Source organism: Pseudomonas sp. BN417 (genome assembly GCF_029871205.1).
In the GTDB taxonomy this organism is placed as follows: domain Bacteria; phylum Pseudomonadota; class Gammaproteobacteria; order Pseudomonadales; family Pseudomonadaceae; genus Metapseudomonas.
Genome location: NZ_SSOJ01000033.1, coordinates 1 through 22,929 on the forward strand (window position 1 = coordinate 1; position 22,929 = coordinate 22,929).

Consider the following 22,929-nt stretch of genomic DNA (forward strand, 5'->3'; position numbering starts at 1 on the left):
GAGGTTGAGGCCTTCGACGCGGATATCGCTCATCTGCACTTCACGGCGCAGCAGCGGCAGCACGCGCACCGAGAGGCCGATCATGTCGAGGTTGGCGAAGGGTTTGGCCGGGGTGGTGGCGCTGGCCAGGGTGGCCTCGTGCAACTCGAGGCCGAGCCAGGGGAAGAGGCTCCAGCCGATGTCGCCGTTGAGGGTCAGCTCCAGGTTGGCCTTGTCCCGGGCCAGTTTCTGGATTTCGTCCTTGTAGTCGTTCGGGTCGAACAGGTGGGTCAGGGCAAAGCCCAGTGCCACTATGATCAGCAACAGCCCGAGAAAGATGAGGCCCAGGATTTTGCCGAAGGCTTTCATTGGCCAGTCCTTGTGATGGATCGCGTGAATTTGAGGTGCCGAGTATAGCGCCGGGCCATCAGCCATGGCGTGCGGCGGCGCTGGCCTCGAACAGCGGGTATCGGACTTTGGATGGCGAAAGCCGCGGACGGTTCAGCGGTCGAGGTGTCCGGGATGGAAATCCGCTCGGCGGCTTTCCTCTAGTGCGTCATGTTGACGCATCCGTCTCAGAGGCTTTCCAGCGGCAGGTGCAGGCGCGCGGCCAGGGCCTGGCTTTCCAGGTGGCCTCCGGGGGCCGCCAGGTGCAGCGGCTTGCCGGCCTCCCGGGCGAGGCGCGCGACTTCCTCCACCAGGCGGCGGCCGACGCCACGGTGGCGGGTCACCTGGCGTACGCAGAGGTGGGACAGCCGCCAGTAGCTTGCGCCGCGCACCACCAGGGCCGCGCCCAGTAGCCGGTCGTTGAAGCGCCCGGCAACCAGCAGGCCCTCGTCCAGGCCACGCTGCACCAGTTCGGCGGCGTTGGCGTAGGGTGGCAGCAACCACTCCGGGGCGTCGGCGTAGATCTTCGCCAGGTCGCCGCGATCCTGCTCGGACGGGATGTTCAAGGTCTCGACTACTACGGGCATGGTGGCTCCTGGAGGGCATCGCTGGCGCGGCTCGGCAGTGTAAACCCCGCCGACCGCCGTCGGTAGCGGCGCCAAGGCGCGACGGCCTATAATGGCGCTCTTTTTCGTGAGCCTTTTGTGGAGCTGGTGATGGCCGAACGTACGGCATCCGTCGAACGCAATACCCTGGAAACCCAGATCAAGGTCTCGATCAACCTGGATGGCACTGGCAAGGCCCGCTTCGATATCGGCGTGCCCTTCCTCGAGCACATGCTCGACCAGATTGCCCGCCACGGCCTGATTGACCTGGACATCGAGTGCAAGGGCGATCTGCATATCGACGATCACCACACGGTGGAAGACGTCGGTATCACCCTCGGCCAGGCCTTCACCCAGGCCCTCGGCGACAAGAAGGGCATCGTCCGCTACGGCCATTCCTATGTGCCGCTGGACGAGGCCCTGTCGCGGGTGGTCATCGACTTCTCCGGCCGCCCCGGCCTGCAGATGCACGTGCCCTTCACCCGCGCGGTGGTTGGCGGCTTCGACGTCGATCTGTTCCAGGAATTCTTCCAGGGCTTCGTCAACCACGCCATGGTGTCCCTGCACATCGACAACCTGCGTGGCCACAACACCCACCACCAGATCGAAACCGTGTTCAAGGCCTTCGGCCGCGCCCTGCGCATGGCCGTCGAGCGCGACCCGCGCATGGCCGGGCAGATGCCTTCCACAAAGGGCGTGCTCTGATGCAGACGGTCGCAGTCATCGACTATGGCATGGGCAACCTGCACTCGGTCGCCAAGGCCCTGGAGCACGTCGGTGCCGGCCGTGTGCTGGTCACCAGCGATTCCGATGTGATCCGCGAAGCCGACCGGGTGGTCTTCCCCGGCGTCGGCGCCATCCGCGATTGCATGGCGGAGATCCGTCGCCTCGGCTTCGACAGCCTGGTGCAGGAAGTCAGCAAGGACCGCCCTTTCCTCGGCATCTGCGTCGGCATGCAGGCATTGCTGGAGCATAGCGAGGAGAACGACGGAGTCGACTGCATCGGCCTGTTCCCGGGCCAGGTGCGCTTCTTCGGCAAGGGCCTGGTGGAAGATGGCGAGCAGCTCAAGGTGCCGCACATGGGCTGGAACGAAGTGGCGCAAAGCGTCGCTCACCCGCTCTGGCACAACATTCCCGACCGGGCGCGCTTCTACTTCGTGCACAGCTATTACATCGAGGCCGGCAATCCCACCCAGGTGGTAGGCCGCGGCCACTACGGCAAGGATTTCGCCGCCGCCCTGGCCGAAGGTTCGCGCTTCGCCGTGCAGTTCCACCCGGAGAAGAGCCACACCCACGGTTTGCAGCTGCTGCAGAACTTCGCCGCCTGGGACGGGCGCTGGTAAGCCTATGAGCCGCGCGAAGAAGGCCCCCAGCCTGCAACTCGACGCCGCCCAGACCCAGGGCGCGGTGTTGGCGATCAAGCGTTTCATGGCCGACCGCTTCGAGCTGGAGCTGGGCTCCTTCGAGGCCGAGGAAGTGCTGGATTTCTTCGCCCGGGAGTTCGCACCGCATTTCTACAACAAGGCGATCCTCGATGTGCAGGCGCACCTGAAAGACAGGTTCGAAAGCATCGAGAGCGACTTGTGGGCGCTCGAGAAAGACTGAGCGCCAAGCCGATTCCACTGACTTCGAACAGGTTGAACCGATGCTGATTATCCCCGCTATCGATCTGAAGGACGGCGCCTGCGTGCGTCTGCGCCAGGGCCGCATGGAAGACTCCACCGTGTTCTCCGACGATCCGGTGAGCATGGCTGCCAAATGGGTGGAGGGTGGCTGCCGCCGCCTGCACCTGGTGGACCTGAACGGCGCCTTCGAAGGTCAGCCGGTCAATGGCGAGGTGGTCACCGCCATCGCCAGGCGCTACCCGCAACTGCCGATCCAGATCGGTGGCGGCATCCGCTCCCTGGAAACCATCGAGCACTACGTCAAGGCTGGCGTGAGCTACGTGATCATCGGCACCAAGGCGGTGAAGCAGCCGGAGTTCGTCACCGAGGCCTGCAAGGCCTTCCCGGGCAAGGTGATCGTCGGCCTGGACGCCAAGGACGGATTCGTCGCCACCGATGGCTGGGCTGAAGTCAGCAGCGTGCAGGCGGTCGACCTGGCGAAGCGTTTCGAGGCCGACGGCGTATCCGCCATCGTCTACACCGACATCGCCAAGGACGGGATGATGCAGGGCTGCAACGTCGAAGCGACCGCCGCCCTGGCCGCCGCCAGCAAGATCCCGGTGATCGCATCCGGCGGTATCCACAACCTCGGTGACATCGAGAAGCTGCTGGCCGCCAAGGCCCCCGGCATCATCGGCGCCATCACTGGCCGCGCCATCTACGAAGGCACCCTGGATGTGGCAGAGGCGCAGGCCTTCTGCGATAGCTACAAGGGTTAAGCGACGGCAACCGGTGCGCGCGGCGCACCCTACGGGAACACTGCAATGGCACTGGCAAAACGCATCATCCCTTGCCTCGACGTCGACAACGGCCGAGTGGTCAAGGGCGTCAAGTTCGAGAACATCCGCGACGCCGGCGACCCGGTGGAAATCGCCCGTCGCTACGATGAGCAAGGCGCAGACGAGATCACCTTCCTCGATATCACCGCCAGCGTCGACGGCCGCGACACCACCCTGCATACCGTGGAGCGCATGGCCAGCCAGGTGTTCATCCCGCTGACCGTGGGCGGTGGCGTGCGTACCGTGCAGGACATCCGCAACCTGCTCAATGCCGGCGCCGACAAGGTGTCGATCAACACCGCCGCGGTCTTCACCCCGGAATTCGTCGGCGAGGCGGCCTCGCGCTTCGGTTCCCAGTGCATCGTGGTCGCCATCGACGCCAAGAAAGTGTCGGGCCCCGGGGAAACGCCGCGCTGGGAAATCTTCACCCATGGAGGGCGCAAGCCCACTGGCCTGGATGCCGTAGCCTGGGCGAAGAAGATGGAAGACCTGGGCGCCGGCGAGATCCTCCTCACCAGCATGGACCAGGACGGCGTGAAGAGCGGTTACGACCTGGGCGTCACCCGCGCCATCAGCGAAAGCGTCGGGATTCCGGTGATCGCCTCTGGCGGCGTCGGCAACCTCGAGCACCTGGCCGCCGGCATCCTCGAAGGCAAGGCCGACGCCGTTCTGGCGGCGAGCATCTTCCACTTCGGCGAGTACACCGTGCCCGAAGCCAAGGCCTACCTGGCCAGCCGCGGAATCCTGGTGCGCTGAGCACGATTCTTGCCTGACCTTCGCCCAGGCTGCTCCGTGTGACGGAGTTCGCAGCCTGGGCCGCTGATGCCCGAGCCTTGTTACCGCGAGGTTAAGCTCAGCGCATTCCCCTTCTCTCCTGCAAGGTAGCCGCATATGTCGAAACGCCTGCTGCTGGCGCTGGCCGGTACCCTGATGGTATTGGCCGGTGCAGCTCGCGCCGAAGTGGACGAGAACTACAGCGTGGTTCTCCTGACCGAAAACTTCCCGCCCTACAACATGTCGATCAACGGCAAGAACTTCGCCCAGGAAGACAACATCGACGGTATCGCCGTCGACATTGTGCGCGAGATGTTCAAGCGCGCCGGGGTCAAGTACAGCCTCACCCTGCGCTTTCCCTGGGACCGCATCTACAAGCTGGCGCTGGAGAAACCGGGCTACGGCGTTTTCGTCACCGCGCGGCTCCCCGAGCGCGAGCAGTCCTTCAAGTGGGTCGGGCCGATCGGTCCGGACGACTGGATCATGCTGGCCCGCGCCGACAGCCAGGTTGCCCTGGCCAGCCTGGATGACGCGCGCAAGTACAAGGTGGGTGCCTACAAGGGCGACGCTATCGCCGAATACCTGACCCAGCAGAAGCTCGAACCCATCACCGCCCTGCGCGACCAGGAAAACGCCAAAAAACTCGAGAAAGGCCAGATCGACCTCTGGGCCACCGGCGATCCGGCCGGCCGCTACCTGGCCAAGCAGGAAGGCGTAAGCGGCCTGAAGACCGTGCTGCGTTTCAACCAGGCCGAACTCTTCCTGGCGCTGAACAAGGACGTCCCCGACGAAGTGGTGCACAAACTCCAGGCCGCACTGGATCAGATGCGCGCCGAGGGCTTCGTCGACGAGATCCTCAGCAGCTACCTGTAGAAAGACACGAACGACCGGCCATGAGCCGGTCGTTTGCCATTGCCATGGAAGGCAGGACAGATGTCCGTGGGTGGGGAGCCCACGCAAGGAAGTCGCTTAGCCACAACCACAAATCCAAGCGAGCGGTATGACCATGCAGAAGCTGATCCAACGCGCCCTGACCCTGGGCCTGATGTTCATCGCCTTCACGGCGCGCGCCGAGTTGCCGGCGGACTACAAGGTGGTGTTGCTCACCGAGAACTTCCCGCCCTTCAACATGGCGGTGGACGACAAGAACTTCGCCCGCGACGACGGCATCGACGGCATCAGCGCCGATATCGTCCGCGAGATGTTCAAGCGTGCCGGCATCAGCTATAGCCTGACCCTGCGCTTCCCCTGGGACCGTCTCTACCGCCTGACCCTGGACAAGTCCAACTACGGCCTGTTCTCCACCACCTTCACCCCCGAACGCCAGCCGCTGTTCAAGTGGGTTGGCCCGATCGCCAAGACCGAGTGGGTGCTGCTCGCCGCGCCGGGCAACAACCTCAGCGTCAAGGACCTGAAGAGCGCCGCGCAGTACCGCATCGGTGCCTACAAGAACGATGCCGTGAGCCAGCATCTGGAGGGCCAGGGCATGGCACCGCAGAACGCCCTGCGCGACCAGGAAAACGTCAAGAAACTGCTCAAGGGCCAGATCGACCTCTGGGCCACTACCGATCCGGTGGGCCGCTACCTGGCCAAGCAGGAAGGTGTGACCGGGCTGCAGACCGTGCTGCGCTTCAACAGCGCCGACCTCTACCTGGCCTTCAACAAGGACACCCCGGACGAGGTGATCGAGCGCCTGCAGAAGGCCCTGGACGAGATGCGCAACGACGGCTTCGTCGACGAGATCACCCAGAACTACCTGTAACGGCAAGGCCTCCCATGGGGCTGTCCCATGTGGGTGCGAATTCATTCGCGATGGACCGCGCAGCGGTCCCCTGAGGGATTGCAGGGCAGACCTGCGGCCTGCTTAGCGAATGAATTCGCCCCCACAATTGATCCAACGCCAAGATCGGCCGCCTACCTGTAAACCCCCGCCTTGCCATGGGCCGCCATGGCGCGGTTGCCGCGCAGGGCGATGAGCATCTCCACATCGATCAGCTCGAAACCCCGTTCCTTCAGGCGCGGCAGCTCGCGTTCCAGCAGCGCCAGGGTGGCCGGATGGGGATGGCCAATCATCAGGGCTGAGCCCTGCTTGCGCGCCAGCTTCAGTGCAGCGTCGAACTGCGCGGCCACCGCTGCCGGGCTCTGGTCGTCATCGAGGAATACGTCCCGCGACAGGCTGGGCAGGCCCGCCTTCTGCGCTTCGGCAGCGGCCACGGTGGCGGCGCTGGTGCGGCTGTCGATGAAGAACCGGTGATCCCGCTGCAGCCGTTGCATCAACAAGGCCATGGCCGGACGCTGGGCGGTCATGCGGCTGCCCATGTGGTTGTTCAGGCCGCGCGCGTAGGGAACCTGGTGCAGGGCGGCATCGAGTCGTTTCTCCAACTCGGCTGTGGATAACTCCGGGTGCCAGGCATAGGGTCCGGTGGCCGGGTCCATGGGCAGGTGCAGCATTACCGTCTTGCCGGCGGCATGGGCGGCTTCGGCCAGTTCGCGGGAGTGGGGTGTATCCGGGAGGATGGACATCGCCACCGGGCCGGGGAGGGCGAGGACGCGGCGGTCGCGGGCCGGGGCCTGGCCCAGGTCATCGAGCACCAGGGCCAGGCGTGCCGTTGGTGCGGCCCAGGCACCGGTTGCCGTCGCGCCCAACCACAGCGCCAACAACCAGATACCCCAGCGCACCGTCATTTTCCGCGGGTGACGTTCAGGCCTTTCAGCAGGTTGAGGGCCTGGCTCAGCTGGAAGTCGTCATCCTGCGGGCGCGGCTGGTCCGACTTGGCCTTGCCCGAGCTGGGCTTGTCGGCGCCGCCGTTGCCGTTGCCCAGGTGGCCGGCGAGGTCGGCTTCCTTGAAGGATTCTCCGTCCTGCTCGCGGGTGACCTTGGCGCGCGCCACTTCGATGTCCGGAACAATGCCCTGGGCCTGGATGGAGCGGCCGTTGGGGGTGTAGTAGAGCGCGGTGGTCAGTTTCAGGGCGCGGTCGTTGTTCAGCGGCAGCACGGTCTGCACCGAGCCCTTGCCGAAGCTGTCGGTGCCCATCAACACGCCGCGCTTGTGATCCTGCAGGGCGCCAGCGACGATCTCGGCAGCCGAGGCGCTGCCACCATTGATCAGCACCACCAGCGGCACCCCTTCGCTGGCGTCGGCCGGGTCGGCGGAGAAGCGCAACTCGGAATTGGCGATGCGGCCCTTGGTGTAGACGATCAGGCCCTTCCTCAGGAAGTGATCGGAGACTTCCACGGCTGACTGCAGCACGCCGCCGGGGTTGTTGCGCAGGTCGAGGACGAGCCCGCTGAGGCGGCCGTCGTTTTCCTTGCGCAGCTTGGCCAGGGCCTTGCCGACTTCTTCGCCGGTGTTGACCTGGAACTGAGTGATGCGCAGGTAGCCGTAGCCTTTCTCGAGGATCTGGCTCTTCACGCTCTTGACCTTGATCGCCGCGCGGGTCAGCTCAACGTCGAAGGGCTGGCCGCCGTCGCGCACCAGGGTCAGGACAATCTTGCTGCCGGCCTTGCCGCGCATCTTGTCCACCGCTTCCATCAGCGAGATGCCCTTGGTCGGCTGGCCGTTGATCTTCACGATCAGGTCGCCGGGCTGGATGCCGGCCTTGGACGCCGGGGTGTCGTCGATGGGCGAGACCACCTTGACGAATCCATCCTCGGTGCCGACCTCGATGCCCAGGCCGCCGAATTCGCCGCTGGTACTCTCCTGCAGCTCCTGGAAGTCTTCCGGCTCCAGGTAGGCCGAGTGCGGGTCGAGGTTGCTGAGCATGCCCTTGATGGCGTTTTCCAGCAGGGTCTTGTCATCCACGGGTTCGACGTAGGCGGACTTGATGCGGTCCATCACCTCGGCGAAGGTCCGCAGCTCGTCCAGCGGCAGCGGCGCCTTGCCGTTCACCGCCGTGGCGGGAAGATTTGCCGGCTCCTCGGCGGCCAGAAGCTGCGGGGCGCCGCCGAGCAGCGCCAGTGCCATGGCCAGGGAAGTGAGGCGGGACTGATGCGACATGCGAACTAACTCCTGCTAGATGAGGTGGCGCCTATCCTTGCGCGCGGCACCACTGTGCCGGGTCGGTTGGTCGGCCCTGCTGGCGAATTGCGAAGTACAGGGCGGGAGTGTCCTGCCCGCCGCTGGTGCCGACTGTGGCGATGGATTCGCCCGCTTTCACGATATCACCGGCATTCTTCAGTAGACGCTGGTTGTGTCCGTAGAGGCTCAGATAGCCGTTGCCATGGTCGAGGATGACCAGAAGCCCGGCGCCGCGCAACCAGTCGGCGAACACCACGCGGCCACCGTGCACCGCACGGACGTTGCTGCCAGCCGGGGCGCCGATCAGCACGCCGTCCCACTTGGCCCGCGAGTCGCCGCCACGGGCCGAGCCGAAGCTCGCCACGAGGCGGCCGTCCACTGGCCAGGGCAGCTGGCCGCGGGACTTGGCGAAAGGGCCGCCGAAGTTGCCGCCGGTACTCGATACCAGCGGGCCGCTGCTGGCCCGGGCCGGGGTGCCGGCCGGTTGTTCGCGCAACTGGCGCTGCTGTTCGGCGAGGGCGCGCTTGCGTGCTTCCTCGGCCTCGCGGGCTTCGCGCTCCTGGCGGGCCAGGGTCTCTTCGATGGTCTTGAGGACCTTGCCCAGTTCAGCCTGTTCCTGTTCGCGGGCCTTGAGTTTCTTGTCGCGATCGCTGACGTCCTGGTTCAGCTTGGCCAGGGCCAGCTGGCGCTCCTTGCGCGCGGCGGCCAGCTGTTCGCGGCGGCCGTCGAGGGCGGCTTTCTGCTCGTTGAGCTGGTTCTGCTGGGCGGTGATTTCCTGTTCGACATTGGCCAGCTGGCGCAGCGTCTCGTTGAAGGTGTCGAGCTGCTCCAGGCGGGCCTTGCTCAGGTAATCGTAGTAGGTGAGGGTGCGGGCGAACTTCTCGGGATGCTGCTGGTTGAGCAGCAGCTTGACGTATTCCTGCTGGCCGCTCTGGTAGGCCGCGCGGGCCTGGATGCCGATCAGCCGCTGCTGCTCAGCGCGCGCGTCCTGGAGTTTTTTTTTCTCTCCGTCCAGACGCTGGATCTCGCCCTCGCTCTTCTCGAGCTCCTGCTGCAGGTCCTTGACCTGCTGTTCCAGGCCGCCCATCTCGGTCTCGGTCTTTTTCAGGTCTGCCTGGACGCCGGACTTTTCCTGCTGCAGTTGCTGCAGGAGCTTTTTCAGCTCGGCGACGTCCTTGGCGGCCTTGTCCAGCTGTTGCTGGGTTTCGGCGCGCTGGTCGGCCATGACCGGGGTGATCAGGCTGGCGAGGATTACGAAGGCAAGGGCGCGAAACATGGGGGGTGGGGCACCAGGGGGGAGGGTCGGCCTAGTATGCCCGTGGTGCCGGGCAAAAAAAACGCCCCGGACCTGGGGTTCGGGGCGTTTCCTGATGAGGCGCGCAGATTTTCTGCGTGCGGGCCGCGCTCAGGCGACGGCCCGCGTCGATCATTGCAGCTCGACTATGGTCTTGCCGGTCATCTCGGCCGGTACCGGCAGGCCCATCAGGGTCAGCAGGGTCGGCGCCACATCGGCCAGCACACCGCCGTCGCGGATCTTCGCGGGGCGCTTGCCGACATAGATGAAGGGCACCGGCTCACAGGTGTGGGCAGTGTGGGCCTGGCCGGTCATCACGTCTTCCATCTGCTCGACGTTGCCGTGGTCGGCGGTGATCAGGGCTTCGCCGCCGACCTTGTCCAGCGCCGCGACGATGCGGCCGACGCAGCTGTCCAGGCACTCCACGGCCTTGACCGCGGCCTCGAACACGCCGGTGTGGCCGACCATGTCGCCGTTGGCGTAGTTCACCACGATCACGTCGTAGCGCTGGTTCTCGATGGCGTCGACGATCCTGTCGGTCACCTCGGGGGCGCTCATTTCCGGCTGCAGGTCATAGGTGGCGACCTTGGGCGACGGAATCAGGATGCGCTCTTCGCCTTCGAAAGGCTCTTCGCGGCCGCCGGAGAAGAAGAAGGTCACGTGGGCGTACTTCTCGGTCTCGGCGATGCGCAGCTGGGTCTTGCCGTTCTTCGCCAGGTACTCGCCCAGCACGTTGTCCAGGGATTCCGGCTTGAACGCGCTGGGGGCGGGGATGCTGGCGGCGTACTGGGTGAGCATCACGTAGTCGGCCAGTTTCAGCTCGCGCTGGCGGGTGAACTCCTTGAAGCCCGGCTCGACGAAGGCGCGGGACAGCTCACGGGCGCGGTCGGCGCGGAAGTTCATGAAGATCACGGCGTCGCCGTCTTCGACCTTCACCGGCTCGCCGATGCGGGTGGCCTTGACGAACTCGTCGCTCTCGCCGCGCTCGTAGGCGGCGGCCAGGCCTTCGCTGGCCGAGGCGGCGGAGAACTCGGCCTGGCCTTCGGTGATCAGGTTGTAGGCGGCTTCGACGCGGTCCCAGCGGTTGTCGCGGTCCATGGCGAAGTAGCGGCCGATCAGGCTGGCGATGCGGCCCTTGCCGAGGCGGGCGAAGGCATCGTCCAGCAGCTTGATGGACGGCTCGGCGCTCTTCGGCGGGGTGTCGCGGCCATCGAGGAAGGCGTGCAGGTAGAGCTTCTCGGCGCCGCGCTGGGCGGCCAGCTCGGCCATGGCGACCAGGTGGTCCTGGTGGCTGTGCACGCCGCCCTCGGAGAGCAGGCCCATGAAATGCACGGCCTTGCCAGCGGCCACGGCCTTGTCCACGGCAGCGGTGATTTCCGGGTTGCTGAAGAAGTCGCCGTCGCGGATCGCCTTGGTCACGCGGGTGAAGTCCTGGTACACCACGCGGCCGGCGCCGAGGTTCATGTGGCCGACTTCGGAGTTGCCCATCTGGCCGTCCGGCAGGCCGACATCCATGCCGCTGCCTGAAATCAGGCTGTTGGGCTGGGTGGCGCGCAGGCGGTCGTAGACCGGGGTCTTTGCGGCGTGAATGGCGTTGTACTCGGGGCTGTCACTGTGACCGAAACCGTCCAGGATGATCAGGACCAGGGGTTTGGGCGTGGCTGTCATAAAGTCCGACTCGTCTGCTGCAAGTGGTGGAAAGTAGCGGGCACGGGCCCCGGAAAAAGACGCGGCATTCTACGGTCTGGTTCCGTCGGCGTCACCGCCGGGCGGGGTTTGGCCGACCTGTGGGGCTGTGTATACTGGCCGGCATTTTACCGTCCCGGAACCCGACGATGCTCGCCCATCTGATTGAATTTGCCACTACCCACTATGTACTGAGTGGATCGTTCGTCGTGCTGCTGGCACTGCTGCTGGCCCACGAACTGCGCCGCAGCGGCCGCGCCATTTCCACCCGCGAGCTGACCTCCATGGTCAACGGCGGCCAGGCCGTGGTGCTGGATGTGCGCGCCAACAAGGAATTCTCCGGCGGCCACATCGTCGACGCCCTGAACATCCCCGTTGAAAAGCTGCCCAGCCGCATCACCGAACTGGAAAAGCACAAGGACAAGGCCATCATCGTCGTCGACACCATGGGCCAGCATGCCGGCGCCGTCTGCCGCGACCTGAAGAAGGCCGGTTTCAACGCCCTTAAACTGTCCGGCGGGATCGGCAGCTGGCGTGGCGACAACCTGCCCCTGGTGAAGTGAGATGGCCGAGATAGTCGTTTACTCGAGCGCCTGGTGTCCCTACTGCATCCGTGCCAAGCAATTGCTGGACAAGAAGGGCGTCAGGTACGAAGAGATCAACGTCGACGGCAACCCCGCAGTTCGCGCCGAGATGACCCGCAAGGCCGGGCGCACCTCGGTGCCGCAGATCTGGATCGGCCAGACCCACGTGGGCGGCTGTGACGACCTGTACGCCCTGGAGCGCGCCGGCAAGCTCGACGCCCTGCTCCAGGCTCGCCCGCAAACGGAAACGCACTAGAACAAGGCAGACCCATGACTGAACAAGCAAGCAACGGCGACAACCAGAACCCGCAGTTCTCCCTGCAGCGCATCTACGTGCGTGACCTGTCCTTCGAAGCGCCGAAGAGCCCCGAGATCTTCCGCCAGGAGTGGTCGCCGAGCGTTGCCCTGGACCTGAACACCCGTCAGAAGCAGCTGGATGGCGATTTCCACGAGGTGGTGCTGACCCTCTCCGTGACCGTGAAGAATGGCGAGGAAACCGCCTTCATCGCCGAAGTGCAGCAGGCCGGCATCTTCCTGATCAAGGGACTGGATGCGGCTTCCATGAGCCACACCCTGGGCGCCTTCTGCCCGAACATCCTGTTCCCCTACGCCCGTGAAACCCTGGACAGCCTGGTTGTCCGCGGCTCCTTCCCGGCGCTGATGCTCTCCCCGGTGAACTTCGATGCGCTCTACGCGCAGGAACTGGCGCGCCTGCAGGCCGCCGGCGAAGCCCAGGCCTGAGTCATCCGGCTCCATGAAAAAGGCGCCCTTCGGGGCGCTTTTTCTTTGGGCAGGAGAAAGAGGGCGAGAGAACTTTGTGGGGGCGAATTCATTCGCTAAGGGCCGCGAAGCGGTCCCAGAGGCCTCAAGGGCAGCCCTGCGGGTTGCTTAGCGAATGAATTCGCCCCCACAGAAAAACGGCGTTCGCTCAATCGAGGCTGAACCCCTGCTGCCGCCAGGCCTCGTACACCGCCACGGCCACGGTGTTGGACAGGTTCAGGCTTCGGCAGTTGGGGCGCATCGGCAGGCGCAGGCGCTGTTCGGGGGGCAGGCTTTCCCGGATTTCCTGGGGCAGGCCGCGGCTTTCCGGGCCGAAGAGGAAGGCGTCGCCCTTCTGGTAGGCCACTTCGTGGAACAGCCGGGTACCTTTGGTGGTGAAGGCGAACACGCGTGGGTGGCCCAGGGCTTCCAGGCAGCTTTCCAGGTCGCTGTAGCGCTTGAGGGTGGCGTACTCGTGGTAGTCCAGTCCCGCGCGGCGCAGGCGCTTGTCGTCCAGTTCGAACCCGAGCGGTTCGATCAGGTGCAGATGGCAGCCGGAGTTGGCGCACAGCCTGATAATGTTGCCGGTATTCGGCGGAATTTCCGGTTGAAACAGGATGACGTGAAACATGGCTGGTCCCGAGCCCGAAGACGGGCGGCATTCTACTCCCGATGATGATCCACGACCGAGCCTGTGGCCGCGCTTTTTGTTCTCCCTGGCGCTGCTGGGCCTGTTGCTGGGGTTGATGATCGGCCGCCTGACGGAGCCCGAGCCGGTGCACCTGCAACGCATCGAGGTGCGCCAGGGTGGCCTCGCGCTCTGGTTCGACCATGAGCCGAAGGTGCGCGTCGAAGAATTGGAAGGAGCCTATGCGCTGGTGCTGGGCGCCTTTGGTCCGGCGGCGCGGGGGCAGCTGACGTTGGACTCGGCGCCGGTGAGCTGGCGGGTGCAGCGGGCGACCGAGGGGGTGATGCTGCGTTTCGTCGCGGCGCGGCCCTTGCGCGGTGAATGGAAGGGTGCCGCAGCGGATGGGCACTGGCGGCTGGAGATCAGCCTGCGCGCCGAATAAGAGAGGGGAATCCTCGGCCTGCCTGTACCAAGGCCCCCTGAAGGGTGGTCACCCGCTCTGGCCGGCGACGCTGTCCTGCGCTGGGTTCCGCTGGAACCCCGGCGGCTGGAAGCCAGCACGCCTGTGGATAAAAGAGGGGAATCCCCGGCCTGCCTGTACCAAGGCCCCCTGAAGGGTGGTCGCCCGCTCTGGCTGGCGACGCTGTCCTGCGCTGGGCTCCGCTGGAACCCTGGCGGCTGGAAGCCAGCACGCCTGTGGATAAAAGAGGGGATTCCCCGGCCTGCCTGTACCAAGGCCCCCTGAAACCTGGTCGCCCCTGGGGCGACGCTGTCTTGCATCCGGCCCTTCTGGAGCCGTGGCGGCTGGAGGTCAGCCTGCCTGTCATAAGAGTGGGGATTCCCTGGCCTGCCTGTACCAGGGGCCCCAAAACCGCTGTTACATGGTCTGTTGCAGAGGGCGTGCCAGTTTTCATGAGGCACCCGAGGAAATTCCGCATGCCTGCCTGGAGGCCCCGTCATTGCTGGCTTTATCCGAGGCGGTGGAGTGCCTTCCAAGGTTGCGGCAGGAGGATTTCGCGGCTGGAGGCAGAGTCTCGTGAAGCACTTTTTTGAGGCGGTGCGCCTCCAGAGGCACCAGGGGTGGTCCTTTTTTCCCTGGTCGGGAGCATTGCGGCTGAAAGAAAAAACCCCGCCAGAGCGGGGTTCGTGAAGGGGTTAAAGGGTCGGGAGGAGAAAGGATTCAGTGGATTTGCAATTCCTGAGTCTCTCCACCTTGAACGATAGGCTCCTCGGCGCCCGGACGCCGATTCGAGATCGGCCACCGTCCATCGGTCCGACCACTATCTCGATACCGGCTGTACGCAGCATCCGGATCAGCTCGGCATCGCTGTAGCCTTCCATGGCCTTGAGTCTGAGTACGTCCCCTTCCTTACGAATACCCATATGAAACTGCATGGCTACTTCCTGCCTCTGATTCTGGTCCGGACAGCATCTCGCCATGCTTCGCCGCGGTCCATGAACCCCGCGGAAATCAGACTTTTCGCATTGAATTGCTGGCAATGGTGCAGGGGTGTGATGGGGCGGGGCTGAAGCCGTGATGGAGAGTTCACGGCGGGCGTGGGAGAAGGGGAGGTGCGAGGCGCTATTGCGCCCCGCCGGGCTCGGATTCAGCCCACGTCGTTGTCGTCGTCGTCGCCGCCTTCCACTTTCATGCCCAGCTCCTTGATCTTGCGGGTCAGGGTGTTGCGGCCCCAGCCCAGGAGTACGGCGGCGTCCCGGCGGCGGCCGGCGGTGTGCTTGAGGGCGGTCTCGATCATGATCCGCTCGAAGGAGGGCACGGCGCTGTCCAGCAGGCTGGACTGGCCGCGCGCCAGGGCCTGGTCGGCCCATTGGCGCAGTGCCTGCTCCCAGTTGGTCACCGGAGCGGTGTCCTGGGGCTGGGTGAGCAGTTCCGGTGGCAGGTCGTCGACGTGCACCTCGCGGCCCGAGGCCATTACGGTGATCCAGCGGCAGGTGTTCTCCATCTGGCGCACATTGCCCGGCCAGGGCAGGTTTCTGAGGTAGTCCTCGGTTTCGTTCTTCAGCAGCTTGGGTTCGACCGCCAGCTCCTGGGCGGCGCGGGCGAGGAAGTGCCGGGCCAGCGCCGGGATGTCCTCGCGGCGGTCGGCCAGGCGCGGAATGTGGATGCGGATCACGTTCAGGCGGTGGAACAGGTCTTCGCGGAACTTGCCGGCCTGCACCAGGTTTTCCAGGTTCTGGTGGGTGGCGGCGATGATGCGCACGTCCACCTTCACCGGGGTGTGGCCGCCGACCCGGTAGAACTCGCCGTCGGCCAGTACGCGCAGCAGGCGGGTCTGGGTGTCGGCCGGCATGTCGCCGATCTCGTCGAGGAACAGGGTGCCGCCGTCGGCCTGCTCGAAGCGGCCGCGGCGCTGGTTGGCGGCGCCGGTGAAGGCACCTTTCTCATGGCCGAACAGCTCGGACTCCATCAGGTCCTTGGGGATCGCGGCCATGTTCAGCGCGATGAATGGCGAGGCGGCGCGCGGGCTGTGGCGGTGCAGGGCGTGGGCCACCAGCTCCTTGCCGGTGCCGGATTCGCCGTTGATCAGCACCGTGATGTTGGAGTGGCTGAGGCGGCCGATGGCGCGGAACACCTCCTGCATGGCCGGCGCTTCGCCGATGATCTCCGGGGTGCGGGTCTGGGCCACGGGCGCTTCCAGGCCTTGCTGTTCCTGGGCGTGCTGGAAGGCGCGCTTGACCAGCGACACGGCTTCGTCGACGTCGAAGGGCTTGGGCAGGTACTCGAAGGCGCCGCCCTGGTAGGAGGCCACCGCGCTGTCCAGGTCGGAATGGGCGGTCATGATGATGACCGGCAGGCGCGGGTGCAGCTCGCGGATCCGTGCCAGCAGGTCCAGGCCGCTGGCGCCCGGCATGCGGATATCGGAGATGATCACGTCCGGCTGCTGTCGGGTAAGGCGGGCGAGCAGGCTGTCGGCGCTCTCGAAGCTCTGGGTGGTCATGCCTTCCTGTTGCAGGGCCTTCTCCAGGACCCAGCGGATGGAACGGTCGTCGTCGACGATCCAGACGGTTTCACTACGGCTCATGACGAGGAAGCTCCTTGTTCCAGCGGCAGGAAGATCGAGAAGACGGTATGGCCGGGATGGCTCTCGCACTCGATCAGGCCCTGGTGCTGACTGATGATGTTCTGGGCGATGGCCAGTCCCAGCCCGGTACCGTCCGGGCGGCCGCTGACCATGGGGTAGAAGATGGTTTCCTGGAGCTCGGCCGGGATGCCCGGGCCGTTGTCGATGATTTCCACCTTGGTCACCAGGCGATGGCGGGTATGGCCGATGGTGAACTGGCGCAGGGTGCGCGAGCGCAGGGTGATGCGGCCAAGACGCAGCTCGTTCTGCGCGGAGATGGCCTGCATGGCGTTGCGCACTATGTTGAGCACGGCCTGGATCATCTGCTCCTTGTCGATGAAGACATCGGGGATGCTCGGGTCGTAGTCGCGCACCAGGTTGATGCAGCCCTGGCTTTCGGCGTCCACCAGGCTGCAGACGCGCTCCAGCACTTCGTGGATGTTGGTCATCGCCAGCGACGGCAGCTTGTTCGAGCCGAGCATGCGGTCCACCAGGTTCCGCAGGCGGTCGGCCTCTTCGATGATGACGTTGGTGTAGTCCTTCAGGTGCTCTTCCGGCAGCTCGCGGGAGAGCAGCTGGGCGGCGCCGCGAATGCCGCCGAGGGGGTTCTTGATCTCGTGGGCCAGGCCGCGCACCAGCAATTTGGTGGTTTCCTGCTTGGACAGTTGGGCCTCTTCCTTGGTGATCCGCAGCAGCCGGTCACGCGGGTGCACTTCCAGCAGCAGCAGGGTTTCGCCGCGGTGCAGTACGGGGGTCACGGCGTAGTCGACGGTCAGGGTCTGGCCGGACAGCGAGGTGACCATGGCTTCGCGCTTGGTGAAGGGGTGCGCCTGTTCCACGGCCTGGCGCAGGGAGGCCAGGGCCTCGGGCGATTCGGTGAACAGCTCGCTGATGAACTGGCCGTGGCTGCGCTGGCCGCTGACGGCCAGGAGCATCTCCGCCGCCGGGTTCATGTACTCGAGGCGCAGGTCGGCGTTGAGCAGGATCACCGCCGTGGTCAGGTTATCCAGCAGCAGTCGGTGGATCGCGTCGTTTATGGTCATGGCTTCGGCGCTCGGGGCGATGACTGGAAAATGCAAGAAGCAAACCAAAGCCCTGAAAAGACGCGGGAAAACAGGGTTTCTGCCGGCCCGGGCCGCTTTTCAGAGCAGATCGTCCGGCCGCGGACGAACCAAAATGGGGAGAGTATAGAAAGCGGTGCAGGGTGTTGCACCGAAACGGTGCGCGGAGAGACGAACTTCGCAGGATGGAACGGGTGGCGTTCCGCGCGCGCAGCGATGTCCATGCGGACATCGCCGGGTCTTGCCGTCCCGCTGTTCAGATGAACGGCACGTACGGGATGTCTTTCTCTTCCTTGGGCTTGTCCTTCAGCGGGCATTCCGGGCGCACGCCGTAGTCGCGCTTCTTGCAGGGGCGGGCCTGGCGCTTCTGCGCCAGGGAGGTGCGCATGATGTGCACGGGCTGGCTCGGGGTGCGCTCAACCATGCGGCCCTGCTCGTCGATGATTTCCACCGCCAGCTGGTGGGTGCCCCGGTCCAGGTTCTGCAGCGGGAACACCGGGCTGCGGCCCGGCTCGGCCACGGGCTGGCCGTCCAGAACCAGGCGATAGCTGTGGTTGGCGCGCAGGCCCGGCTCGCTCATGGCGCTGACGATCAGGTTGCCCTCCATATCGCGAATGGTGGCGTCGGGCTCGGGCACCAGGATGCGCAGCACCTGGTAGCCCTGTTCGCGGGGGATGGGCGCCTGGTAGAGGGGCGGTGGCTGGATCGGCGCCGGCCTGTCCATGGCGTTGGAGGGCACCAGCTCCAGGCGCTTGGCATTCCCGGCCTTGGGGCGGTCGGTGAAGACGCGGTTACCCTCGTCGTCGATGTAGGTATAGACCTCGGCCAGCACGGGCTGGCCCAGGAAGAGCAGGGCGAGGAGCAGGAATCGGGTCATCGGTCAGTTGCTGGGGCGGGGTGTTGGGGCGGGCGGCGGGCGCAGTGCCGGGCTGCTGGTGTTGACCCGCTGGACGGTGAAGCTGACGGGGGCACTGCTCTGCACCACTTTGGTGCCTGCTAGCACATCTACCGCCAGGCTGTGCTCGCCGCGGTCGACATTCACCAATTGCAGGCGCGGCACGTTGACGGCCTGGCCATAGGGTTGGCCGTCCAGGCGCAGGCGCAGGCTGTGGCCGGGCTGCAGGCGCGGCTCCAGGCGCACGCTGACGCTGAAGGTGCCATTGTTGGCGCGCAGGGCTTCCGCGTTGGGGATATCGGTCAGTTCCAGCACCTGGTAGACGGCCTCGAGTTCGGTGCTGGCCGGATCGCTGGCCGGGGCACTGGGCGGCTGCACCTGGATCGCATTGGTCGGGGGCAGCTCCACCTTCTCGCTGGCGGCACCGTCCGGTGGCTGGTTGGTGAACACCGTGTTGCCGTTGGCGTCGGTGTATTTGTAGATCTGTGCGGTGGCTGGCAGGGCCAGTGCCAGCAGCAGGCCGGCGAGCAGGGGACGCATGGCGCGAGCTCCGTTCATGCAATGTCGCTAAGCCTTGCACTGGCGGGATTGGCTGGCAAGAGTGGCATGGCCTGGTTGTGCGGCTGAGCAACAAAGGCCGACTGTTTCTTGCGGGGCGAATTCATTCGCCAAGGGCTGCGAAGCAGACCCGTTGGAGCCCGGCAGGGCAGGCCTTCGGCCTGCTTTGCGATTGAAATCGCCCCCACAGAAAAAGCAGCCTCTGCGGAGCCGGCATGAAAACCGCCTCCCAAGATTGCCGCAACCTCTGTAGGCGATTGCCCCGACTGGAGGCTCGGACCGCCGGCTTTTGTATGATGCTGCGGTCCATCTTGTTTTCAGGGAATGTCCCTCTCGTGCCGATGCTGCCCTTGCCTGCCCTTCGTTTCATTGTCCCGCTGCTGCTTTGCCTGCTCCTCGGCCTGTTCTGTGCACCGCAGAGCCGGGCGGCGCTGCCCAATCCGCTGGCGGGGAGTTCCTCTGGCGGTGAGCAGATCAGCAGCGCCCAGCTCGAGCAGTCGCTCAACCAGGTGATCCAGACCCTGGAGAATGACCAGCAGCGCGCCGACCTGCTGAAGAAACTGAAGCAGATGCGCGAGGTTACCCAGAAGGGCAAGGAGGAAGACGGCAGCGTGCTGGCGCTGATCGGCGATACCCTCGGCGGCCTGGAGAAACGTTTCCAGGGCGAAAACAGTCCGCTGCGACTGTGGGGCCGGCAGTTCCAGCTGGCCCACGCCGAGCTGGAGGAACGTATGCCGGCCTGGCGCGAGCTGCCGGCGATCGTCTTCGACTTCTCCGTGGTCATCCTGCTCTGGGCCTGTCTGGCTTCGGCCCTGCTCTGGCTGGGGCGGCGCATGCGCGAGCGCTTCGGCCTGTCGGCGGAATTGCCGCACAACCCCAAGACCCGCGACCTGGTGCTGTTCGCCCTGCGCAAGCTGGGGCCCTGGCTGATCGCCTTCCTGATTACTCTCTATCTCTCGGTGGTGCTGCCCAGCTCCCTGAGCAAGACCCTGGCGATGGTGATGGCCTACGTGCTGGTATCCGGCACGCTGTTCTCCGCGCTCTGCGTGATCTGCCTGTCGCTCGTGGGAGGGCCGCACCGCCAGCGGGCACTGGATATCTTGCGGCGCCAGGCCTTTCGTCCGCTGTGGCTGATCGGCAGCCTGGCGGCCCTGGGCGAGACGGCCCACGACCCGAGGCTGATCGCCGGCCTCGGCGAGCACACCGCAATCTGCCTGAGCACCCTGGCCAACGGCAGCGCGGCCCTGTTCACGGCACTGTTCGTCTTGCGCTTCCGCCGGCCCATCGCCCACCTGATCCGCAACCAGCCGCTGGAGTTGCGCCTCAAGCGCCGCAGTCTGCACGACCTGGTGCAGCTGGTCGGCACCCTGTGGTTCGTGCCGGTGCTGCTGCTGGTGGGCACTTCGATGTTCGCCACCTTCGTTTCCGCCGGCGACAGCAACTCGGCCCTGCGCCGCGCGCTGCTCTCGGCGGTGCTGGCGGTGGTGGCCATGACCGTGATCGGCCTGATCCGCCGCCGCTCCGGGCGGATCGGCGAGGGGCCACGGCGCAGCGCCCCCTATATCGAGCAGTTGCAGAGCTTCGGCTTCACCCTGGTGCACCTGTTCATGGTGCTGTTCTTTGTCGAGGTGGGGCTGCGGGTCTGGGGCATGTCGCTGATCCGTTATGCCGAGGGTGATGGCGAGCAGATCAGCATCAAGGTGGTGAGCTTCGGCACCACCCTGCTGGTGGCCTGGCTGGTGTGGATCCTCAGCGACACGGCGGTGCAGCACAGCCTGGGCGTCAGTGGCCGCAACCGCGGCAACACCCGCGCGCTGACCATGCTGCCGCTGATCCGCAACGTGCTCTTCGTCACCATCGCGGTGATCGCCCTGATCGTCGCCCTGGCCAACATGGGCATGAACGTCACGCCGCTGCTCGCCGGCGCCGGCGTCATCGGCCTGGCCATCGGCTTCGGCGCCCAGTCGCTGGTGGCGGACCTGATCACCGGCCTGTTCATCATCATCGAGGACTCGCTGTCGATCGACGATTACGTCGACGTCGGCGGCCATCTGGGGACGGTGGAGGGCCTGACCATCCGCACCGTGCGCCTGCGCGACCTGGACGGGGTGGTGCACACCATCCCGTTCAGCGAGATCAAGAGCATCAAGAACTACTCGCGGCAGTTCGGCTACGCCATGTTCCGCTGGCCGGTGCCGGCGAGCATGCCGATCGACGATGCCCTGGCGCTGGTGCAGGAGGTGGCCAAGGAGCTGCGCAGCGACCCGGCGGTCTACCGCAGCCTGTGGTCGCCGCTGGAGATGCAGGGGGTGGAGAGCTTCGACAACGGCCAGGCGATCCTGCGTTTCCGCTTCAAGACCGCGCCGATCAAGCAGTGGGAAGTGCAGCGGGCGTTCAACCTGCGCCTGCGCCGCCGCCTCGACCAGACCGGGCTGGAGCTGGCGATGCCGCGCCTGAACGTGCAGCTGACCCGGGCGCGCAGGCCGGACAGTGAGCCTGCGCAGGGACTGGGCGTGCCGGCGGATGGCGGGATCTAGCGGCGGGGCGGGACGAATTATTGTGGGGGCGAATTCATTCGCTATGTAGACCGCAGGTCTACGCGTCGACATTGCAGGGGCTGCTGCGCAGCCCCCAGCGAATGAATTCGCCCCCACAGGAAAAGCGAGGCCGCTGCAGGGTTCGCAATAAAAAAGGCCTCCCGAAGGAGGCCTTAATGTTGACGCTGTTTATAGGTATTCGTGGATCAGACGCTGTAGTACAGGTCGTATTCCAGCGGGTGCACGAAGGTGCGCACCTTGATTTCTTCTTCGCTCTTCAGCTCGATGTAGGCATCGATGAAGTCGTCGCTGAACACGCCGCCCTTGGTCAGGAACGCGCGGCCCTTGTCCAGTTCTTCCAGCGCCTCTTTCAGGCTGCCGCAAACCTGCGGGATCTCTTTCGCCTCTTCCGGCGGCAGGTCGTACAGGTTCTTGTCGGCGGCATCGCCGGGGTGGATCTTGTTCTGGATGCCGTCCAGACCGGCCATCAGCAGAGCTGCGAAGCACAGGTAGGGGTTGGCAGCCGGGTCCGGGAAGCGCGCTTCGATGCGGCGGGCTTTCGGGCTGTTCACGTACGGGATACGGATCGAGGCGGAACGGTTGCGGGCGGAGTAGGCCAGCATTACCGGGGCTTCGAAGCCGGGAACCAGACGCTTGTAGGAGTTGGTGGCCGGGTTGGTGAAGCCGTTCAGGGCCTTACCGTGCTTGATGATGCCGCCGATGAAGTACAGGGCGGTATCGGACAGGCCGGCATAGCCTTCGCCAGCGAAGGTGTTCTTGCCATCCTTGGAGATGGACATGTGAACGTGCATGCCCGAGCCGTTGTCGCCGTACAGGGGCTTGGGCATGAAGGTCACGGTCTTGCCGTAGGCGTCAGCCACGTTGTGCACGCAGTACTTCAGGGTCTGGACTTCGTCAGCCTTGGCGACCAGGGTGTTGAACTTCACACCGATCTCGTTCTGGCCGGCAGTCGCCACTTCGTGGTGGTGAACTTCCACGACCAGGCCCATTTCTTCCAGGGCGTTGCACATGGCGGTACGGATTTCGTGGTCGTGGTCGACCGGCGGTACCGGGAAGTAGCCGCCTTTGACGCCCGGACGGTGGCCCTTGTTGCCGCCTTCGATGTCAGCGTCGGTGTTCCAGGAAGCCTGCTCGGAGAAGATCTTGAACATGGAGCCGGAGATGTCGGACTTGAACTTCACTTCGTCGAAGATGAAGAACTCCGGCTCCGGGCCTACGAACACGGTGTCACCGATACCGGTGGTCTTCAGGAACTCTTCGGCGCGACGGGCGATGGCGCGCGGGTCGCGGTCGTAGCCTTGCATGGTGCTCGGCTCGATGATGTCGCAGACCAGGATCAGGGTCGGCTCTTCGGTGAACGGGTCGAGCACGGCGGTGCTGTCGTCCGGCAGCAGGATCATGTCGGAGGCTTCGATGCCTTTCCAACCTTCGATGGAGGAACCGTCGAACATCTTGCCGTGTTCGAAGAATTCGTCATCGGCGTCACGGGCCGGCATGGTCACGTGCTGCTGCTTGCCTTTGGTGTCGGTGAAGCGCAGATCAATCCACTTCACGTCGTGTTCTTTAATCAGTTGAAGCGACTTCGACATGTTGTCCTCCAGGTGGTTGGGGGCAGA

Annotated in this window: 25 protein-coding genes; 12 read left to right on the top strand and 13 right to left on the bottom strand. The window is 65.2% G+C overall.

The window, feature by feature from the left end; genetic code table 11:
• The coding region (locus E8F11_RS02380) for an AsmA family protein (protein ID WP_280287208.1) at positions 1 to 348 on the bottom strand (348 nt) is incomplete at its 3' end.
• A gap of 206 nt (positions 349 to 554) precedes the next feature.
• Complete coding sequence (locus E8F11_RS02385) at positions 555 to 953, bottom strand: acetyl-CoA sensor PanZ family protein (protein WP_280287209.1); 399 nt, start codon at positions 951 to 953, stop codon at positions 555 to 557.
• Positions 954 to 1,082: 129 nt separating this feature from the next.
• Here E8F11_RS02385 and hisB point away from each other — a divergent pair, with 129 nt between their 5' ends.
• The 7 genes from hisB (at position 1,083) to E8F11_RS02420 (ending at position 5,950) form a co-directional block, all read left to right on the top strand.
• Positions 1,083 to 1,676, top strand: coding sequence for an imidazoleglycerol-phosphate dehydratase HisB (hisB, locus tag E8F11_RS02390; protein WP_280287210.1), 594 nt, complete (start codon positions 1,083 to 1,085; stop codon positions 1,674 to 1,676).
• On the top strand, positions 1,676 to 2,314 hold the full coding sequence (gene hisH, locus E8F11_RS02395) for an imidazole glycerol phosphate synthase subunit HisH (RefSeq protein ID WP_280287211.1): 639 nt from the start codon (positions 1,676 to 1,678) through the stop codon (positions 2,312 to 2,314). Before hisB ends, hisH begins: the two co-directional genes overlap by 1 nt.
• Positions 2,315 to 2,318: 4 nt before the next feature.
• Entirely contained in the window at positions 2,319 to 2,576 is a 258-nt protein-coding gene (locus E8F11_RS02400; RefSeq protein WP_280287212.1) for a DUF2164 domain-containing protein, read from the top strand.
• A gap of 40 nt (positions 2,577 to 2,616) precedes the next feature.
• Positions 2,617 to 3,354 carry a 1-(5-phosphoribosyl)-5-[(5-phosphoribosylamino)methylideneamino]imidazole-4-carboxamide isomerase gene (gene hisA, locus E8F11_RS02405; protein ID WP_280287213.1) on the top strand — a complete coding sequence of 246 codons (738 nt, stop codon included), beginning with the start codon at positions 2,617 to 2,619 and terminating at the stop codon, positions 3,352 to 3,354.
• 45 nt (positions 3,355 to 3,399) lie between these two features.
• The gene (gene hisF / locus E8F11_RS02410) at positions 3,400 to 4,170 is read left to right on the top strand and encodes an imidazole glycerol phosphate synthase subunit HisF (RefSeq protein WP_280287214.1); all 771 of its coding nucleotides are present in this window, start codon (positions 3,400 to 3,402) and stop codon (positions 4,168 to 4,170) included.
• A 135-nt stretch (positions 4,171 to 4,305) separates the two neighbouring features.
• Complete coding sequence (locus tag E8F11_RS02415; RefSeq protein WP_280287215.1) at positions 4,306 to 5,061, top strand: ABC transporter substrate-binding protein; 756 nt, start codon at positions 4,306 to 4,308, stop codon at positions 5,059 to 5,061.
• A 133-nt stretch (positions 5,062 to 5,194) separates the two neighbouring features.
• A complete protein-coding gene (locus E8F11_RS02420) occupies positions 5,195 to 5,950 on the top strand; it encodes an ABC transporter substrate-binding protein (protein ID WP_280287216.1) in 756 nt (251 codons plus the stop codon).
• Positions 5,951 to 6,102: 152 nt separating this feature from the next.
• Here the strand turns inward: E8F11_RS02420 and E8F11_RS02425 are convergent, their stop codons facing one another.
• The 4 genes from E8F11_RS02425 to gpmI form a co-directional block, all read right to left on the bottom strand.
• A complete protein-coding gene (locus E8F11_RS02425) occupies positions 6,103 to 6,867 on the bottom strand; it encodes a divergent polysaccharide deacetylase family protein (protein ID WP_280287217.1) in 765 nt (254 codons plus the stop codon).
• A gap of 2 nt (positions 6,868 to 6,869) precedes the next feature.
• The gene (locus E8F11_RS02430) at positions 6,870 to 8,186 is read right to left on the bottom strand and encodes a S41 family peptidase (protein ID WP_280287218.1); all 1,317 of its coding nucleotides are present in this window, start codon (positions 8,184 to 8,186) and stop codon (positions 6,870 to 6,872) included.
• A gap of 31 nt (positions 8,187 to 8,217) precedes the next feature.
• Positions 8,218 to 9,483 carry a murein hydrolase activator EnvC gene (locus tag E8F11_RS02435; protein WP_280287219.1) on the bottom strand — a complete coding sequence of 422 codons (1,266 nt, stop codon included), beginning with the start codon at positions 9,481 to 9,483 and terminating at the stop codon, positions 8,218 to 8,220.
• Positions 9,484 to 9,633: 150 nt separating this feature from the next.
• A complete protein-coding gene (gene gpmI, locus E8F11_RS02440; RefSeq protein ID WP_280287220.1) occupies positions 9,634 to 11,169 on the bottom strand; it encodes a 2,3-bisphosphoglycerate-independent phosphoglycerate mutase in 1,536 nt (511 codons plus the stop codon).
• A 167-nt stretch (positions 11,170 to 11,336) separates the two neighbouring features.
• Here gpmI and E8F11_RS02445 point away from each other — a divergent pair, with 167 nt between their 5' ends.
• The 3 genes from E8F11_RS02445 to secB are packed head-to-tail and all read left to right on the top strand — an operon-like array spanning position 11,337 to position 12,512.
• Complete coding sequence (locus E8F11_RS02445) at positions 11,337 to 11,750, top strand: rhodanese-like domain-containing protein (protein ID WP_280287221.1); 414 nt, start codon at positions 11,337 to 11,339, stop codon at positions 11,748 to 11,750.
• A gap of 1 nt (position 11,751) precedes the next feature.
• A complete protein-coding gene (gene grxC, locus E8F11_RS02450) occupies positions 11,752 to 12,027 on the top strand; it encodes a glutaredoxin 3 (RefSeq protein ID WP_280287222.1) in 276 nt (91 codons plus the stop codon).
• A 14-nt stretch (positions 12,028 to 12,041) separates the two neighbouring features.
• Positions 12,042 to 12,512 carry a protein-export chaperone SecB gene (gene secB, locus E8F11_RS02455; protein WP_280287223.1) on the top strand — a complete coding sequence of 157 codons (471 nt, stop codon included), beginning with the start codon at positions 12,042 to 12,044 and terminating at the stop codon, positions 12,510 to 12,512.
• A 187-nt stretch (positions 12,513 to 12,699) separates the two neighbouring features.
• Here secB and trmL read toward each other — a convergent pair whose 3' ends face one another.
• Positions 12,700 to 13,161, bottom strand: a complete 462-nt coding sequence (gene trmL, locus E8F11_RS02460) for a tRNA (uridine(34)/cytosine(34)/5-carboxymethylaminomethyluridine(34)-2'-O)-methyltransferase TrmL (RefSeq protein WP_280287224.1) — start codon at positions 13,159 to 13,161, stop codon at positions 12,700 to 12,702.
• Between trmL and E8F11_RS02465 the strand changes: the two genes are divergently transcribed.
• Positions 13,160 to 13,600, top strand: coding sequence for a hypothetical protein (locus E8F11_RS02465; RefSeq protein ID WP_280287225.1), 441 nt, complete (start codon positions 13,160 to 13,162; stop codon positions 13,598 to 13,600). The genes trmL and E8F11_RS02465 overlap by 2 nt on opposite strands.
• Positions 13,601 to 14,313: 713 nt before the next feature.
• On the opposite strand, the gene E8F11_RS02470 is transcribed toward E8F11_RS02465, so the two are convergent.
• From E8F11_RS02470 to E8F11_RS02490, 5 genes are all read right to left on the bottom strand, one after another.
• Positions 14,314 to 14,553 (bottom strand): hypothetical protein, encoded by a 240-nt coding sequence (locus E8F11_RS02470; protein ID WP_280287226.1) that lies wholly within the window; start codon positions 14,551 to 14,553, stop codon positions 14,314 to 14,316.
• Positions 14,554 to 14,765: 212 nt separating this feature from the next.
• Positions 14,766 to 16,202, bottom strand: a complete 1,437-nt coding sequence (ntrC, locus tag E8F11_RS02475; RefSeq protein WP_280287227.1) for a nitrogen regulation protein NR(I) — start codon at positions 16,200 to 16,202, stop codon at positions 14,766 to 14,768.
• Positions 16,199 to 17,284: a nitrogen regulation protein NR(II) gene (gene glnL / locus E8F11_RS02480; protein ID WP_280287228.1), complete on the bottom strand. Its 1,086-nt coding sequence runs from the start codon at positions 17,282 to 17,284 to the stop codon at positions 16,199 to 16,201. Before glnL ends, ntrC begins: the two co-directional genes overlap by 4 nt.
• A gap of 274 nt (positions 17,285 to 17,558) precedes the next feature.
• A complete protein-coding gene (locus E8F11_RS02485) occupies positions 17,559 to 18,179 on the bottom strand; it encodes a DUF4124 domain-containing protein (RefSeq protein ID WP_280287229.1) in 621 nt (206 codons plus the stop codon).
• Between the two features lie 3 nt (positions 18,180 to 18,182).
• Positions 18,183 to 18,737: a DUF4124 domain-containing protein gene (locus E8F11_RS02490; RefSeq protein WP_280287230.1), complete on the bottom strand. Its 555-nt coding sequence runs from the start codon at positions 18,735 to 18,737 to the stop codon at positions 18,183 to 18,185.
• Positions 18,738 to 19,096: 359 nt separating this feature from the next.
• Here E8F11_RS02490 and E8F11_RS02495 point away from each other — a divergent pair, with 359 nt between their 5' ends.
• Positions 19,097 to 21,292 (top strand): mechanosensitive ion channel family protein, encoded by a 2,196-nt coding sequence (locus tag E8F11_RS02495; protein ID WP_280287237.1) that lies wholly within the window; start codon positions 19,097 to 19,099, stop codon positions 21,290 to 21,292.
• Between the two features lie 206 nt (positions 21,293 to 21,498).
• Here E8F11_RS02495 and glnA read toward each other — a convergent pair whose 3' ends face one another.
• Positions 21,499 to 22,902 carry a glutamate--ammonia ligase gene (gene glnA / locus E8F11_RS02500; protein ID WP_280287231.1) on the bottom strand — a complete coding sequence of 468 codons (1,404 nt, stop codon included), beginning with the start codon at positions 22,900 to 22,902 and terminating at the stop codon, positions 21,499 to 21,501.
• Positions 22,903 to 22,929 lie beyond the last annotated feature (27 nt).

What these genes read in the sequence shown, in the direction of transcription:
- E8F11_RS02385 (WP_280287209.1), bottom strand. Translation starts at nt 953, where the DNA reads ATGCCCGTAGTAGTCGAGACCTTGAACATCCCGTCCGAGCAGGATCGC.
- hisB (WP_280287210.1), top strand. Translation starts at nt 1,083, where the DNA reads ATGGCCGAACGTACGGCATCCGTCGAACGCAATACCCTGGAAACCCAG.
- hisH (WP_280287211.1), top strand. Translation starts at nt 1,676, where the DNA reads ATGCAGACGGTCGCAGTCATCGACTATGGCATGGGCAACCTGCACTCG.
- E8F11_RS02400 (WP_280287212.1), top strand. Translation starts at nt 2,319, where the DNA reads ATGAGCCGCGCGAAGAAGGCCCCCAGCCTGCAACTCGACGCCGCCCAG.
- hisA (WP_280287213.1), top strand. Translation starts at nt 2,617, where the DNA reads ATGCTGATTATCCCCGCTATCGATCTGAAGGACGGCGCCTGCGTGCGT.
- hisF (WP_280287214.1), top strand. Translation starts at nt 3,400, where the DNA reads ATGGCACTGGCAAAACGCATCATCCCTTGCCTCGACGTCGACAACGGC.
- E8F11_RS02415 (WP_280287215.1), top strand. Translation starts at nt 4,306, where the DNA reads ATGTCGAAACGCCTGCTGCTGGCGCTGGCCGGTACCCTGATGGTATTG.
- E8F11_RS02420 (WP_280287216.1), top strand. Translation starts at nt 5,195, where the DNA reads ATGCAGAAGCTGATCCAACGCGCCCTGACCCTGGGCCTGATGTTCATC.
- E8F11_RS02430 (WP_280287218.1), bottom strand. Translation starts at nt 8,186, where the DNA reads ATGTCGCATCAGTCCCGCCTCACTTCCCTGGCCATGGCACTGGCGCTG.
- E8F11_RS02435 (WP_280287219.1), bottom strand. Translation starts at nt 9,483, where the DNA reads ATGTTTCGCGCCCTTGCCTTCGTAATCCTCGCCAGCCTGATCACCCCG.
- gpmI (WP_280287220.1), bottom strand. Translation starts at nt 11,169, where the DNA reads ATGACAGCCACGCCCAAACCCCTGGTCCTGATCATCCTGGACGGTTTC.
- E8F11_RS02445 (WP_280287221.1), top strand. Translation starts at nt 11,337, where the DNA reads ATGCTCGCCCATCTGATTGAATTTGCCACTACCCACTATGTACTGAGT.
- grxC (WP_280287222.1), top strand. Translation starts at nt 11,752, where the DNA reads ATGGCCGAGATAGTCGTTTACTCGAGCGCCTGGTGTCCCTACTGCATC.
- secB (WP_280287223.1), top strand. Translation starts at nt 12,042, where the DNA reads ATGACTGAACAAGCAAGCAACGGCGACAACCAGAACCCGCAGTTCTCC.
- E8F11_RS02465 (WP_280287225.1), top strand. Translation starts at nt 13,160, where the DNA reads ATGGCTGGTCCCGAGCCCGAAGACGGGCGGCATTCTACTCCCGATGAT.
- trmL (WP_280287224.1), bottom strand. Translation starts at nt 13,161, where the DNA reads ATGTTTCACGTCATCCTGTTTCAACCGGAAATTCCGCCGAATACCGGC.
- E8F11_RS02470 (WP_280287226.1), bottom strand. Translation starts at nt 14,553, where the DNA reads ATGCAGTTTCATATGGGTATTCGTAAGGAAGGGGACGTACTCAGACTC.
- ntrC (WP_280287227.1), bottom strand. Translation starts at nt 16,202, where the DNA reads ATGAGCCGTAGTGAAACCGTCTGGATCGTCGACGACGACCGTTCCATC.
- glnL (WP_280287228.1), bottom strand. Translation starts at nt 17,284, where the DNA reads ATGACCATAAACGACGCGATCCACCGACTGCTGCTGGATAACCTGACC.
- E8F11_RS02485 (WP_280287229.1), bottom strand. Translation starts at nt 18,179, where the DNA reads ATGACCCGATTCCTGCTCCTCGCCCTGCTCTTCCTGGGCCAGCCCGTG.
- E8F11_RS02490 (WP_280287230.1), bottom strand. Translation starts at nt 18,737, where the DNA reads ATGCGTCCCCTGCTCGCCGGCCTGCTGCTGGCACTGGCCCTGCCAGCC.
- E8F11_RS02495 (WP_280287237.1), top strand. Translation starts at nt 19,097, where the DNA reads ATGCTGCCCTTGCCTGCCCTTCGTTTCATTGTCCCGCTGCTGCTTTGC.
- glnA (WP_280287231.1), bottom strand. Translation starts at nt 22,902, where the DNA reads ATGTCGAAGTCGCTTCAACTGATTAAAGAACACGACGTGAAGTGGATT.